This is a genomic window from Mycobacterium sp. E2238 (assembly GCF_001672665.1).
Classification (GTDB): domain Bacteria; phylum Actinomycetota; class Actinomycetes; order Mycobacteriales; family Mycobacteriaceae; genus Mycobacterium.
Window position 1 is genome coordinate 1 of record NZ_LZKF01000116.1, and the last position, 14,631, is coordinate 14,631.

The 14,631-nt window shown below is 69.6% G+C and carries 13 protein-coding genes; 9 read left to right on the forward strand and 4 right to left on the reverse strand.

The features are described 5' to 3' along the window. From A5711_RS09985 to nudC, 3 genes are all read left to right on the forward strand, one after another. On the forward strand, positions 1-1,487 hold a 1,487-nt coding region (locus A5711_RS09985; protein ID WP_197520771.1), incomplete at its 5' end, for a 3'-5' exonuclease. 91 nt (positions 1,488-1,578) lie between these two features. Next, on the forward strand, positions 1,579-2,649 hold the full coding sequence (locus A5711_RS09990) for a TrkA family potassium uptake protein (protein ID WP_067945977.1): 1,071 nt from the start codon (positions 1,579-1,581) through the stop codon (positions 2,647-2,649). A gap of 58 nt (positions 2,650-2,707) precedes the next feature. Then, positions 2,708-3,640, forward strand: a complete 933-nt coding sequence (gene nudC, locus A5711_RS09995; protein WP_067945979.1) for an NAD(+) diphosphatase — start codon at positions 2,708-2,710, stop codon at positions 3,638-3,640. A gap of 10 nt (positions 3,641-3,650) precedes the next feature. Here nudC and mrx1 read toward each other — a convergent pair whose 3' ends face one another. Beyond that, positions 3,651-3,905: a mycoredoxin Mrx1 gene (gene mrx1, locus A5711_RS10000; protein ID WP_067945981.1), complete on the reverse strand. Its 255-nt coding sequence runs from the start codon at positions 3,903-3,905 to the stop codon at positions 3,651-3,653. A 135-nt stretch (positions 3,906-4,040) separates the two neighbouring features. Between mrx1 and A5711_RS10005 the strand changes: the two genes are divergently transcribed. From A5711_RS10005 to A5711_RS10010, 3 genes are all read left to right on the forward strand, one after another. Next, positions 4,041-6,152, forward strand: a complete 2,112-nt coding sequence (locus tag A5711_RS10005; RefSeq protein WP_197520772.1) for an ATP-dependent DNA helicase UvrD2 — start codon at positions 4,041-4,043, stop codon at positions 6,150-6,152. Positions 6,153-6,250: 98 nt separating this feature from the next. After that, on the forward strand, positions 6,251-6,400 hold the full coding sequence (locus tag A5711_RS27195; protein WP_197501055.1) for a hypothetical protein: 150 nt from the start codon (positions 6,251-6,253) through the stop codon (positions 6,398-6,400). A 141-nt stretch (positions 6,401-6,541) separates the two neighbouring features. Continuing rightward, positions 6,542-6,811 (forward strand): WhiB family transcriptional regulator, encoded by a 270-nt coding sequence (locus tag A5711_RS10010; protein WP_067945983.1) that lies wholly within the window; start codon positions 6,542-6,544, stop codon positions 6,809-6,811. Here the strand turns inward: A5711_RS10010 and A5711_RS10015 are convergent. Continuing rightward, positions 6,808-8,151, reverse strand: coding sequence for an AarF/ABC1/UbiB kinase family protein (locus tag A5711_RS10015; protein ID WP_067945985.1), 1,344 nt, complete (start codon positions 8,149-8,151; stop codon positions 6,808-6,810). The two genes, A5711_RS10010 and A5711_RS10015, sit on opposite strands and share 4 nt — an antisense overlap. Positions 8,152-8,291: 140 nt before the next feature. Between A5711_RS10015 and A5711_RS27200 the strand changes: the two genes are divergently transcribed. Beyond that, the gene (locus A5711_RS27200) at positions 8,292-8,465 is read left to right on the forward strand and encodes a hypothetical protein (RefSeq protein ID WP_197501048.1); all 174 of its coding nucleotides are present in this window, start codon (positions 8,292-8,294) and stop codon (positions 8,463-8,465) included. Positions 8,466-8,474: 9 nt separating this feature from the next. Here the strand turns inward: A5711_RS27200 and A5711_RS10025 are convergent, their stop codons facing one another. Together A5711_RS10025 and A5711_RS10030 are read right to left on the reverse strand one after the other, a co-directional pair. Then, complete coding sequence (locus A5711_RS10025) at positions 8,475-9,290, reverse strand: TOMM precursor leader peptide-binding protein (RefSeq protein WP_067945988.1); 816 nt, start codon at positions 9,288-9,290, stop codon at positions 8,475-8,477. A 78-nt stretch (positions 9,291-9,368) separates the two neighbouring features. Beyond that, positions 9,369-10,748: a zinc-dependent metalloprotease gene (locus A5711_RS10030; RefSeq protein WP_197520773.1), complete on the reverse strand. Its 1,380-nt coding sequence runs from the start codon at positions 10,746-10,748 to the stop codon at positions 9,369-9,371. A gap of 77 nt (positions 10,749-10,825) precedes the next feature. Between A5711_RS10030 and A5711_RS10035 the strand changes: the two genes are divergently transcribed. Both A5711_RS10035 and A5711_RS10040 read left to right on the forward strand, forming a co-directional pair. After that, positions 10,826-11,848, forward strand: coding sequence for a PDZ domain-containing protein (locus A5711_RS10035; protein ID WP_067945992.1), 1,023 nt, complete (start codon positions 10,826-10,828; stop codon positions 11,846-11,848). A gap of 74 nt (positions 11,849-11,922) precedes the next feature. Beyond that, positions 11,923-14,631 (forward strand): UPF0182 family protein (locus A5711_RS10040; protein WP_067945996.1); only part of this gene is annotated, 2,709 nt, incomplete at its 3' end.

Consider the following 14,631-nt stretch of genomic DNA (forward strand, 5'->3'; position numbering starts at 1 on the left):
CGGACAGAGGCTGGGCCGGCACCGAACACCTCGACGCGTTCGCCGACGTCGTCGCGGGATACGCCGAACGAGCCGACGTCGCAGGCGTGCCGGACCGCCGCACCGCGGCATCGGTGTCGGGCCTGTTGGCGTTCCTGGACGTGGCGGAGTCCGTCGAGAACGGTTTGCCGCCCGCGCCGTTGGTGGCCGCGCGCGACCGCGTCCAGGTGCTCACGGTGCACTCCGCGAAGGGGCTGGAGTGGCAGGTGGTGGCGGTGGCGCACCTGTCGGGCGGAACCTTTCCCTCGACCGCGTCCAGGAGCAGCTGGCTCACCGACGCGGCCGAGCTGCCGCCGCTGCTGAGGGGCGACCGTGCCTCGGCCGGCGCGCTGGGCATCCCGGTGCTGGACACCTCCGACGTCACCAACCGAAAGCAATTGTCCGACAAGATCTCCGAGCATCGCCGCCAGCTCGACCAGCGGCGCGTCGACGAGGAACGCCGGCTGCTCTACGTCGCCGTCACCCGGGCGGAGGACACGCTGCTGGTGTCGGGTCACCACTGGGGCGCCTCCGGCATCAAACCGCGCGGCCCCTCCGATTTCCTGTGCGAGATCAAGGAGGTCATCGACCGTTCGGCCGCGGCCGGCGCGCCCTGTGGGGAGGTGGATCAATGGGCACCCGCGCCGGCGGACGGCGATCGTAACCCGTTGCGCGACAACGTCGTCGAGGCGGTCTGGCCCGCCGACCCGTTGACCCGGCGCGGTGACGTCGAGCGCGGTGCCGCGTTGGTGACACGGGCGATGTCGGGCGGCGAGGGCGGGGCCGGGGCCGATATCGAGGGCTGGGCGGCCGACGTCGACGCGTTACTTGCCGAGCGGGCGCGGTTGGTCGAACCGTCCACCGGCGCACTGCCGAGTCAGTTGTCGGTCAGCGGCCTGGTGGAGCTGGCGCGGGACCCCGCGGGCGCCGCGCAGCGGCTCCGGCACCGGCTGCCCACCCGCCCGGACCCGCATGCGTTGCTGGGCAACGTCTTTCACGCCTGGGTTCAGCAGTTCTACGGCGCCGAGTGTCTCTTCGATCTCGCGGACCTGCCGGGCGCGGCGGACTCCGACGTGGGCGACGTCCGGGGGCTGGCCGCGTTGCAGGCGGCATTCACCGAATCGCCCTGGGCGACCCGCACTCCCATCGCCGTCGAGGTGCCGTTCGAGATGCCCATCGGCGACACCCTGGTGCGCGGCCGAATTGACGCGGTGTTCGCCGACCCCGACGGCGGCACGACGGTCGTGGACTGGAAGACCGGCGAGCCGCCGCACGGGCCGGAAGCCATGCGCCAGGCCGCCGTCCAGCTCGCCGTCTACCGCCTGGCGTGGGCCGCCCTGTCCGGTGTTCCGGAATCGTCGGTACGGACGGCGTTCTATTACGTGCGCGCCCGCACCACGGTCGCTCCCGACGATCTGCCCGCCCCCGCTGACCTGGCCGGCCTGCTGGCCGAGCCCGCCGCCGGCTGACTTTGCGCTGCCCGGGTACCGGGGCCGCGCTCGTGGTTACATTGAGTCGTGCGTGACTCCTGCGCGGGCGTTGAGCCGATAACGGACCGCCGTGCGCAACGGTAGGTCCCGGCAACTGACCGGTCTGGATGAAGCGCTGACCGCGCAGCGGGGCCACCAGTTGGTCGGCGTGGTGCGCATCCCCGAGGAGCACGCCAGCCCCATCCGTGTGATCACCCGCCGCGTGGTCATCGCGCTGGTGGTGTTGTTCGCCGCGGCCGTCATCGTGTACGCGGACCGCAACGGGTACCGCGACGTCCGGGGCCAGCCGCTGACCTTCCTGGACGCCGTGTACTTCTCCGCGGTGTCACTGTCGACGACCGGTTACGGCGACATCACCCCCTACACCGAAACCGCGCGTCTGGTTCACACGCTGATTTTTACCGCGCTGCGGATCGCGTTCCTGGCCGTCTTGGTCGGCACGACCCTCGAAGTCCTCTCCGAGCGGTCCCGCCAAGGGTGGAAGATTCAGCGTTGGAGGAGCAGAGTGCGCAACCACACGATCGTGATCGGCTACGGCACGAAGGGCAAAACCGCCGTCGCCGCGATCCTCGGCGACGAGGCGGCCCAGGGGGAGGTCGTCGTCGTCGACACGGACCGCACCACCCTCGAACACGCCGCCAGCGCGGGCCTGGTCACCGTGCACGGCGACGCGACCAAGGCCGACGTGCTGCGGCTGGCCGGCGCGCAACACGCGGCCTCGATCATCGTGGCCACCAGCCGCGACGACACCGCGGTGCTGGTCACCCTGACCGCGCGGGAGATCGCACCCAACGCCAAGATCGTGGCGTCGATCCGGGAGGCCGAAAACCAGCACCTGCTGCAACAATCGGGCGCGGACTCGGTGGTGGTCTCCTCGGCGACCGCCGGGCGGCTGCTGGGGCTTGCCACCACCACGCCCAGCGTCGTGGAGATGATCGAAGACCTGCTGACACCCGATTTCGGGCTGGCCATCGCCGAGCGCGAGGTGGAGCCCACCGAGGTCGGCGGCTCCCCACGGCATCTGCGCGACATCGTGCTGGGCGTGGTGCGCGACGGCCACCTGCTGCGCATCGGCGCACCCGAGGTGGACGCCGTCGAGGCCAACGACCGGCTGCTGTATATCCGCCAGGCGGGGCACTAGTGGCGATCGCAAGAGCGGCGGCGCCGGTCGCGGCGGATCGCCACGAAACGGGGCACTAGTGGCGATCGCGGACTTCCAGCTGCGGAATGTCCCGCTGCTGTCGCGTGTCGGCGCCGACCGGGCCGACCAGCTGCGCACCGACGTCGAAGCGGCCACCGCGGGGTGGGCGGACGCGGCGCTGCTGCGGGTGGACTCGCGCAGTCAGGTGCTCATCGCCGACGGCCGCGTGGTGCTCGGCGCCGCGGCCAAGCTGGCCGACAAGCCGCCGCCGGAAGCGGTGTTCCTCGGCCGCCTCGATGACGACCGCCACGTGTGGGCCATCCGGGGCGCGCTCGAGGCGCCGGAGGACCCGGATGTGCGCGCCGAGGTGGTGAACCTGCGCGGCCTCGGCGCGATCCTCGACGACACCAGCAGTCAGCTGGTCTCGTCCGCCGTCGCGCTGCTCAATTGGCATGACAGCGCGCGGTTCAGCTCGGTGGACGGCTCGCCCACGCGACCGGCCCGGGCGGGCTGGGCGCGGGTCAACCCGGTCACGGGCCACGAGGAGTTCCCGCGCATCGACCCTGCGGTGATCTGCCTGGTCCACGACGGCGGCGACCGCGCGGTGCTGGCCCGCCAGGCGGTGTGGCCGGAGCGGATGTTCTCGCTGCTGGCCGGATTCGTCGAGGCCGGCGAGTCGTTCGAAGTCTGCGTCGCGCGCGAGATCCGCGAGGAGATCGGCCTCACGGTGCGCGACGTGCGCTACCTGGGCAGCCAGCCGTGGCCGTTCCCGCGCTCGCTGATGGTCGGCTTCCACGCGGTCGCGCACCCGGGTGAGGACTTCTCGTTCAACGACGGCGAAATCGCCGAGGCGGCGTGGTTCACCCGCGACGAGGTGCGCGCGGCGCTGGCGGTCGGCGACTGGTCCAGCTCGGCGGACTCGAAACTGTTGCTGCCCGGGTCGATCTCGATCGCCCGCGTGATCATCGAATCCTGGGCCGCGCTCGACTGACCCGCCGCCGCTAGGCGCCGGTTTCGGCCAGCTTGGCCTTGACCTCGGCCGCGCTCGGGTTGGTCAGCGTCGACCCGTCGGCGAACTTCACCGTCGGAACCGTCCTGTTGCCGCCGTTGACCGAACCGACGAACTCCGCCGCCGCGGGGTCGTCTTCGATGTCGACCGCCTGATAAGCGATTCCGTTGGACTTCAACACGGTCATCAGGCGGTGGCAGTAGCCGCACCATGAAGTCGTGTAGACGGTGAGCGGGGCGTTGGTCATAGCTCGTTAACGTAGCCCGGGGACAACATGTTCCGCGCCGCGACCGCGGTACCGATACCGGCGCGTCGCGGCGACTCGCCGACGCGCGCCGTGCGGGGCCACGCTTTGTCGGCGACCGCTGTCAAGATGGACGCCATGCCGATGGTCGCCGACGCCTTGACCGCCGGACTGGACGACGAGCAGCGCGAGGCCGTGCTGGCTCCGCGCGGACCGGTCTGCGTGCTCGCGGGTGCCGGGACGGGCAAGACCCGCACCATCACGCACCGAATCGCGCAGCTGGTGGCGAACGGTCACGTGGCGGCCGGGCAGGTGCTGGCGGTCACCTTCACCCAGCGTGCGGCGGGGGAGATGCGTTCCCGGTTGCGGACGCTGGACGCCGCCGCGGGCACGGACACCGGCGTCGGCGGGGTACAGGCCCTGACATTTCACGCCGCGGCCCACCGGCAGCTGCGGTATTTCTGGCCGCGGGTGGTCGGCGACACCGGCTGGCAGCTGATGGACACCAAGTTCGCCGTGGTGGCGCGGGCGGCCAGCCGCTCCCGGATCAACGCCAGCACCGATGACGTCCGCGACCTGGCGGGGGAGATCGAGTGGGCCAAGGCGTCGCTGATCGGCCCCGAGGAGTACCCCGCCGCCGTCGCCGAGGCGGGGCGGGACATCCCGCTGGACGTCGCCCGCGTCGCGACCGTGTACGCCGCCTACGAGGCGCTCAAGGTCCGCGACGAGTCGGTGACGCTGCTCGATTTCGACGACCTGCTGCTGCACACCGCGGCCGCGATCGAAAACGATGCCGCCGTGGCCGACGAATTCCGGGGCCGCTACCGCTGCTTCGTCGTCGACGAATACCAGGACGTCACGCCGCTGCAGCAGCGGGTGCTCACGGCGTGGCTGGGCGACCGGGACGACCTGACCGTCGTCGGCGACGCCAACCAGACCATCTACTCGTTCACCGGCGCCTCGCCGCGGTTTCTGCTCGACTTTTCGCGGCGGTATCCCGACGCGACCGTGGTTCGCCTCGAGCGCGACTACCGCTCGACCCCGCAGGTGGTGTCGCTGGCCAACCAGGTGATCGCCGCAGCTCGGGGCCGGGTCGCCGGCAGCAAGCTGCACCTGTTGGGGCAGCGTCCGCCGGGTCCGGCGCCGTCGTTCCACGAATATTCCGACGAACCGGCCGAGGCCGCCGCGGTCGCCGCCTCGATCGCCCGGCTGATCGAGGCGGGCACGCCGCCGTCGGAGATCGCCGTGCTGTACCGGGTCAACGCGCAGTCCGAGGCCTACGAGGAGGCGCTGACCGAGGCGAGCATCCCCTATCAGGTCCGCGGCGGTGAAGGGTTCTTCACCCGGCAGGAGATCAAACAGGCGTTACTGGCGCTGCAGCGGGCCGCCGAGCGCGGCTCTGAACATGGCCTGGCGGGCCCGCTGCCCGCGGTCGTGCGGGCGGTCCTGGAACCGTTGGGGCTGACCGCCGAGCCGCCCGTCGGCGCCCGCGCCCGGGAGCGCTGGGAGGCGCTGACCGCGCTGGCCGAGCTGGTCGACGACGAGGTGGCGCAGCGCCCGCAGCTGGAGCTTCCGGGCCTGCTTGCCGAACTCCGGCTGCGCGCCGACGCGCGGCACCCACCGGTGGTGCAGGGCGTCACGCTGGCCTCGCTCCACGCCGCCAAGGGCCTGGAGTGGGACGCGGTGTTCTTGGTCGGGCTGGCCGACGGCACGCTGCCCATCTCACACGCGCTGGCGCACGGCCCCGAAAGCGAGGCCGTCGAGGAGGAGCGCCGGCTGCTCTACGTCGGAATCACCAGGGCGCGAATTCATTTGGCGCTCAGCTGGGCGCTGGCCCGCAGCCCCGGCGGGCGGCAGGGCCGCCGGCCGTCGCGATTTCTCAACGGCATCGCACCGCAAGCTCGCAACGACAGCGCCCCGGGCAAGGCCCGGCGCAACCGCGGCGCCCCGGCGCGTTGCCGCATCTGCAACAAGGACCTGTCCACCCCGGCGGCGGTCATGCTCCGGCGCTGTGAAACGTGCGCCGCCGACGTCGACGAAGAGCTGCTGCTGCGGCTCAAGGCGTGGCGGCTGGACGTGGCCAAGGAGCAGAACGTGCCCGCGTATGTCGTCTTCACCGACAACACGCTGATCGCCATCGCCGAGCTGCGCCCCGGCGACGAGGACGCGCTGATCGCGATCCCCGGCATCGGCGCGCGCAAGCTGGAACAGTACGGGCCCGACGTGCTGGGGCTGGTGCGCGCCCGCTGACCGGTAAAGGCGCAGGTCAGAAAATCGGTTGTGGCGCGGGGCGGCGACCGTCTACCCTCGAAACCGCGTTCTGGCGTAACGGAAGGAGGGTGGCCACGATGATCAACGACGCGTTCGGTGTGGACGTGGCCGCCCCCGCGGCCGCGCTCAAGCATGCCGCTATGCCGGCGGCCGCGTTGAAGCATCGCGCCGCCGCCGCCGCGACGAACGCGTCCGTGCGACTCGAGGTCCACCGAATGGCCACGTAACTCCCCGGTTTTCACCGAATGGCCACGGACCCGAAGTCAAGGATCCGTGGCCACAGTTTTTGGGGCTCCAACGTTTTCAGCCCCGCTCCCTGGTCCGGATCACTCAAAGGAAGCCCCGACCAGGAAGCAGGTGAGCAGGACATGTCGGCACTGACAGTCCAAAGACCGCCGTCACCGGTCTTGCCGTGTCACAGCAACGACCCCGACCTGTGGTTCGCCGAGACGCCGGCCGACCTCGAGCGCGCCAAGGCCCTCTGCGCGGGCTGCCCGATTCGGCGTCAGTGCCTGGCGTCGGCGCTGGAGCGGGCCGAGCCCTGGGGTGTGTGGGGCGGCGAGATCCTCGACCGAGGCGCGATCCTGAGCTTCAAACGACCGCGCGGACGGCCCCGCAAAGACGGGGTCGCGGCCTAGACGATTGCGTTGTCGGGCTCGGCGAAGCCCGGGATCAGCTCCTCGGACAGCCGCTTGATCGGCACCCGCGCGTCCAGCTGGCACAGGATCGCGGCCACGGACGCGATGACACGCATCGGGATGGCCAGCTTGGGCGGCAGGTCCATCTGCCGGGCCGTCTTGATCTGCGACACCGACCGGTCGATCTGGCCCACCGTCATGCGCTGCAGCCACTTGCGCGTGTAGTGGAAGACGTCGACCTCGATGGGCTCGACGTACTGGCGCAGCATTTCGTCGATGTCGCGCACCGACACCTGCTGGCCCTTCTGGATGAAACCGACCTTCTCCATCGTCGGCAACAGCAGGTCGTAGTTCTTGTCGCGGGCCAGCCGAATCGTCATCCCGAGCTCGATGGGATAACCGCCGGGCAGGGGCGCGACGGCGCCGAAGTCGATGACGCCCATCCGGTCGTCGGGGAGCAGCATGAAGTTCCCCGGGTGGGCGTCGCCGTGCAGCATCCCCAGCCGGCGCGGCGCGTCGAAGGTGAGCTCGAGCAGGCGGGTGCCGATCAGGTCGCGCTGCTCACGGGTCCCGTTGCGGATGATCTCCGCCAGCGGCAACCCCTCGATCCACTCCTGCACCACGACCTTGGGCGCGCTGGCCACGACGTGCGGTATGACGAAGTGCGGGTGGCCCTCGTAGGCCTTGGCGAAGGCGCGCTGGTTGTCCGCCTCCAGCCGGTAGTCGAGCTCCATCTCGGTGCGCTCGATCAGCTCGTCGACGATGCCCTGGACGTCGGCGCCGGGCGCGAGCTGCTTGACCACGCCGACCAGCCGCTGCATGGTTTTCAGGTCGGCGCGCAGCGCCTCGTCCGCGCCCGGGTATTGGATCTTGACGGCGACGGCGCGCCCGTCGGCCCAGACCGCCCTGTGTACCTGGCCGATGCTGGCCGACGCAATGGGTTTGTCGTCGAAGGATTCGAACCGCTCGCGCCACTTGGTGCCCAGCTGGGCGTCGAGCACCCGGTGCACCTTGTGTGCGGGCAGCGGCGGCGCGTCCTTCTGCAGCTTGGTCAACGCCTCGCGGTAGGGCTCGCCGTACTCGTCCGGGATGGCGGCCTCCATCACCGACAAGGCCTGACCCACCTTCATCGCCCCGCCCTTGAGCTCGCCCAGGACGGTGAACAGCTGGTTGGCGGCTTTCTCCATCAGCTCGGCCTGGACTTCGTCCCTCGACTTGCCGGTCAGCCGCTTACCGAAGCCGAGCGCCGCCCGGCCGGCGAAGCCGACCGGGATGCTGGCCAGCTTCGCGTTCCGCGCCGCGCGGCCGCGTTTGATGTCTGCCACGTATCCATCATCCATGACGGCCGGTCCCGCTCGCGCTTGATCTTCACAACACTTATCGCCGGGCACCCGGCGGCGCCGCGCCCTAGGTTTGACCGTGCGGGTTGCACTGGGCGACCCACCGGAAGGCAGATCCGAAGGGCGGTATCGACCAGACCATGGCAGCAAAGCAATCGCAGCACGACGCCGCCGACTCCTTGTTCAGGGCGATCATCGAAACCCTGGACAAACATCGGACCGACCGCACCTTGAGCGCGGAGATCCTGCACCAGCTCGCGACGGCCTACGAGGCGGTGTCGACGAACGTCCCGGACCAGGGCCGGCTGGGCTGACCGCCCGCTTCAGCACGGGCACAACGGATGTCGGGTCCATCGCCGTGCGATGATCGCGCCGGCGTTGAGGTCGAATTCCAGCGTGGCGTTCAGCGTCTGGGGCGGGCCCGGGTCGGGCACCGTCCGCTGCTTGCGAACCGCCGCGATCACCCGGTTCACCTGGCTGAGCGCCAACGCGGCGGTCGCCAGCAACGTGGCCCGGTCGGCCACACCGACGGTTTCGCGCAGCTGCGCCGAGATGGCCGGCCACGCCGCGTCCCGGTCGCGCCGGTGGAGGTCGGCGCAGCCCAGGCAGCTGGTCGTGCCGGGGATGACCAGCGGACCGACCAGTCCGACGCCGTCGCGGACCCGCACCGGCAGGTGGGGGACGGCCTGCGTGTGCAGCTCGCGGACCATGCGGGGGTCGGCGACCAGGTAATCGGACAGCACCACCAGGTCGACGGCGGTGCCCGACACGGCGGCATGCGGCTGGCTGCTGTGGGCGACCCGGGCGCCCGAGCAGCGCAACGCCTCGACCAGCAGTTCCGAAAGCGGGCCGCGGCCGTGGATCCGGATGGACGGCGCCCGGCCGCGGGACTTCGCGCATTCTGTCGCGACGCCCGCACCGACCAACTGGGCAACCAAGTCCGTCAACCCGTCCGCGTCCCGCAGGCCGCGGTCGGCGCCCCGGCGCTGTAGCTCCGATAGCGGAGTCGGTGATCGCATGGACCGCAGCAGCGCGGCCAGCTCCGGCGCGGCCAGGCCGCCCGGCGGACGCACCAGTACGGCGCGGCGCGGATCCCAACCGACCTGAACGGCGCCGTCGGGCCGCAGCAGCACCGGCATGGCCGGGTCCAGCGCATAGGTAGAAAGGACGGCCGGTGGCACGGGTGCACTGTGGCACGCCTGCGGCGACCGGCTACGTCAGTTGTCCACAGGACCGGCGTCCGGGTCCTCCGGGTTCTCCTCGAGTTTGGCGATCGCCTCGTCGATGCCGCTGGTGTCGCCCCCGATGACCCGGTCGATGAAGCCGGCCGGGTCGTCGAGGTCCTCGGCGTCGGGCAGCAGATCGGGGTGTTGCCAGATGGCGTCGCGGGCGTCCACGCCGGCGGCCTCGGTGAGGCGCTCCCACAACGCGGCGGCTTCGCGCATCTTGCGGGGCCGCAGCTCCAGGCCCACCAGCGTGGCGAACGTCTGCTCGGCCGGGCCGCCGGTGGCGCGGCGGCGGCGCAGCGTCTCGCCGAGCGCGGCCGCCCCCGGAATCCGGTCGCCCAGGGCCGCGTTCACCACCACCTGCACCCAGCCTTCGATCAGCGCGAGCAGCGTCTCGAGGCGTTCCAGCGCCTGCGTCTGCGCGGGGGTCGCCTTGGGCTCGAAAACGCCCTGCCCTAAGAGGTTTTCGATGGCCGCCGGGTCGGACAGTGTTGCCGGGTTGAAGTCGCGGGCCAGCTCCTCGATTCCGCTCATGTCGATCTGCATGCCCATCGCGTAGGCCTCCACGGCGCCCAGCACCTGGCTCGACAGCCACGGCACGTGGCTGAACAGCCGGTGGTGGGCGGCCTCGCGGGCGGCGAGGAACGTCAGGATCTCACTGCGGGGCTGCTCGAGTCCGGCGGCGAACGACTCCAGGGCATCGGGCAGGATCGCGGCAACGCCCTTGGGCCCCAACGGCAGACCGATCTCGGTCGACGTCAGCACCTCGCGGGACAACCGGCCCAGCGCCTGCCCCAGCTGGGAGCCGAAGGCCATGCCGCCCATCTGCGACATCATCGCCATCAGCGGGCCGGCCATGCTCTTGGCCTCCTCGGGCAGCGACGACGCCCACACCGTCGAAATCTGTTGTGCCATCGGGTCACACAGCCGCTTCCAGGTTTCCAGGCTGTTGTCGACCCAGTCGGCCGGGGTCCAGCCCACCGCCTTGGTGGTGCCGGCGGGCAGCGCCGTGGCGCCGTCCAGCCAGGTCTCGGCGAGATGCACCGCGTCGGCGATCGCCGAGTGTGTCGTGGCCGGGATCGGCGCCACGAACCCGATCGAGTTGGTCGCCACCCGGCGCGCCAGTTCGTAGTTGACCGGGCCCGACTGTCCGCCGCCGGCCATCCCGGCGCCCGCGCCGCTGAGCATCTGACCCAGCTGGGTGAAGATCTGTCCCAGGTCGCCCATGCCGAACTCGCCGCCCATGCCGAATGCGCCGAACGGATCGGAGCCGCCAGAGCCCGAATTGGGATCTTTCTTCCCGGGTTTGTCGGGGTCTTCTCCAGAGGAGAAGCCGAAAGGCAGGTCAGCCATACCGTTAACGGTACTCACCACCGGAACGGGGTGGGCGATCTCGGGTCAGCTTGTGGCTGAACCCGGCGCGGCGGGCTCCGTCTAGTGTAATCGGCGTGAACAGGCGGATTCTGACCTTGATGGTCGCGCTGGTGCCGATCCTGGTCTTCGGCGTGCTGCTCGCGGTGGTGACGGTGCCGTTCGTCTCGCTGGGCCCCGGTCCCACCTTCGACACGCTCGGTGAGGTCGACGGCAAGCAGGTCGTGGCGATCGAGGGCACCCAGACGCATCCGACCACGGGACACCTGAACATGACCACGGTGTCCCAGCGCGACGAGCTGACGCTGGGCGAAGCGCTGACGCTGTGGCTCTCGGGTCAGGAACAGCTGGTTCCGCGCGACCTGATCTACCCGCCGGGCAAGTCGCGGGACGAGGTCGACAAGGCCAACAATGCGGACTTCAAGGACTCCGAGGACAGCGCGGAGTACGCCGCCCTGGGATATCTGAAGTACCCCGCCGCGGTGACGGTCGCCAGGGTCACCGATCCGGGTCCGTCGGCGGGCAAGCTGAAGGCCGGCGACGCCATCGACGCGGTCAACGGCACCCCGGTGGCCGACGTCGACCAGTTCACGGGATTGCTGAAGAGCACCAAACCCGGCCAAACCGTGACCATCGATTACCGACGCAAGAACGAGCCGGCCGGCGTCGCGCAAATTACGCTGGGCGCGAACAAGGATCGCGACTACGGCTTCCTGGGTGTCGCCGTACTCACCGCGCCCTGGGCGCCCTTCGTCGTCGACTTCAACCTCGCCAACGTGGGCGGGCCGTCGGCGGGCCTGATGTTCAGCCTGGCGGTGGTCGACAAGCTGACCACCGGTGACCTGACCGGGTCGAAGTTCATCGCGGGGACCGGCACCATCTCGGCGGACGGGAAGGTGGGCCAGATCGGCGGCATCACGCACAAGATGGTCGCCGCGCACGCGGCGGGCGCCACCGTGTTCTTGGTGCCGGCCAAAAACTGCTACGAGGCGAACTCGGACAACCCGTCCGGGCTGCGCCTGGTAAAGGTCGAGACGCTCAGCCAGGCGGTCGACGCGCTGCACGCGGTCGCGTCGGGGGGCCAGGCACCAAGCTGCTGAAGCTCGGCCGGGATCGCGGGCCGCGCGATGCGTAGAGTTGTCACCGTCGATCAATCGAGCAGGGAGCGTAGCCAGTGGGGATGCGGCCCACCGCACGGATGCCGAAGCTGACTCGGCGTAGCCGGATTCTGATCCTGATCGCACTGGGTGTGATCGCTTTGCTGCTCGCCGGCCCGCGGCTGATCGACGCGTACGTGGACTGGCTGTGGTTCGGTGAGCTGGGCTACCGCTCGGTGTTCACGACCGTGCTGGTCACCCGGTTCGTGGTCTTTCTGGTGGCCGGCCTGCTGGTGGGCGGGATCGTGTTCGCCGGTCTCGCGGTGGCCTATCGGACCCGCCCGGTGTTCGTGCCGAGCAGTGACAACGATCCGGTGGCCCGGTATCGCGCGGTCGTCCTCTCCCGGCTGCGGCTGGTGGGGATCGGGGTGCCGGTCGCGATCGGCCTGCTGGCCGGCATCATCGCGCAAAGCTATTGGGTGCGCATCCAATTGTTCATGCACGGCGGCGACTTCGGCATCCGGGACCCGCAGTTCGGCAAGGACCTCGGCTTCTACGCGTTCGACCTGCCGTTCTACCGGCTGCTGCTCAGCTACCTGTTCGTGGCCGCGTTCCTGGCGTTCGTGGCCAACGTATTGGCGCACTACATCTTTGGCGGGATCCGGCTCTCGGGCCGCACCGGCGCGCTGAGCCGTTCGGCCCGCATCCAGCTGGTCACCTTGGTGGGGCTGCTGGTGGTGCTCAAGGCGGTCGCGTACTGGCTGGACCGCTACGAGTTGCTGTCGCACACCCGCGGCGGTAAGCCGTTCACCGGCGCCGGGTACACCGACATCAACGCGGTGCTGCCGGCCAAGCTGATCCTCATGGCGATCGCGCTGATCTGCGCGGCCGCGGTGTTCTCCGCGGTCGTGCTGAAAGATCTGCGGATCCCCGCCATCGGCCTGGTGTTGTTGTTGCTGTCGTCGTTGATCGTGGGTGCCGGGTGGCCGTTGATCGTCGAGCAGATCAGCGTCAAACCCAATGCCGCGCAGAAGGAAAGCGAATACATCGGGCGCAGCATCACGGCGACCCGGCAGGCGTACGGGCTCACTTCGGACGTGGTCAGCTATCGCACGTACTCCGGTGACACGCAGGCCACCGCGCAGCAGGTGGCCGACGATCGGGCGACCACCTCCAACATCCGGTTGCTCGACCCGACCATCGTCAGCCCGGCGTTCACCCAGTTCCAGCAGGGCAAGAACTTCTACTACTTCCCCGACCAGTTGTCCATCGACCGCTACGTGGACCGCACCGGCGCGCTGCGCGACTATGTCGTCGCGGCCCGCGAACTCAATCCCGACCGGCTGATCGAGAACCAGCGGGACTGGATCAACCGGCACAGCGTCTACACGCACGGCAACGGCTTCATCGCGTCGCCGGCCAACACGGTGCGCGGCGTCGCCAACGACCCCAACCAAAACGGTGGCTACCCCGAGTTTTTGGTCAACGTCGTCGGCGCCAACGGCAACGTGGTTTCCGACGGCCCGGCGCCGCTGGACCAGCCGCGCATCTACTACGGCCCGGTCATCTCCAGCGCGTCCGCCGACTACGCGATCGTCGGCCGCAACGGCGCCGACCGCGAATACGACTACGAGACCAGTGCGGAGACCAAAAACTACACCTACACGGGGTTGGGGGGCGTGCCCGTCGGGGACTGGCTGTCCCGCAGCGTGTTCGCCGCCAAGTTCGCGGAGCGAAACTTCTTGTTCTCCAACGTGATCGGCTCCAACAGCCGGATCCTGTTCAACCGTGACCCGGCGCGGCGGGTGGAGGCGGTGGCGCCGTGGCTGACCACCGACAGCTCCGTGTACCCGGCGATCGTCAACAAGCGACTGGTGTGGATCATCGACGGCTACACCACCCTGGACAACTACCCGTACTCCGAACTGACCTCGCTGGAATCGGCGACCGCCGACTCGAACGAGGTGGCGTTCAACAAGCTGGCGCCCAACAAGGACGTCTCTTACATCCGCAACTCGGTCAAGGCCACGGTGGATGCCTATGACGGGACCGTGACGCTGTACCAGCAGGACGAGCAGGACCCTGTGCTCAAGGCGTGGATGCAGGTCTTCCCCGGTACGGTCAAGCCGAAGAGCGACATCACCCCCGAACTCGCCGAGCATCTGCGCTATCCCGAGGACCTGTTCAAGGTGCAGCGGATGTTGCTGGCCAAGTATCACGTCAACGACCCGGTGACATTCTTCTCCACGTCCGACTTCTGGGACGTGCCGCTGGACCCCAACCCGACCGCCAGCAGCTACCAGCCGCCCTATTACATCGTCGCGAAAAACATTGCGAAGAACGACAATTCGTCGTCATATCAATTGACGAGCGCGATGAACAGGTTCAAGCGCGACTACCTGGCCGCCTACATCAGCGCCAGCTCCGACCCGGCGACCTACGGCAGGATCACCGTGCTGACCATCCCGGGTCAGGTCAACGGGCCGAAACTGGCGAACAACGCCATCACCACCGACCCGGCGGTGTCCCAGGACCTCGGTGTGATCGGGCGCGACAACCAGAACCGGATCCGCTGGGGCAACCTGCTCACCCTGCCGGTGGGCCAAGGCGGCCTGCTCTATGTCGAACCCGTCTACGCCTCCCCGGGGGCCAGCGACGCCGCCTCCTCTTACCCGCGGCTGATCCGGGTGGCGATGATGTACAACGACAAGATCGGCTACGGGCCCACGGTGCGCGACGCCCTGACCGGGTTGTTCGGACCCGGTGCGGGTGCGGCCGCGACGGGC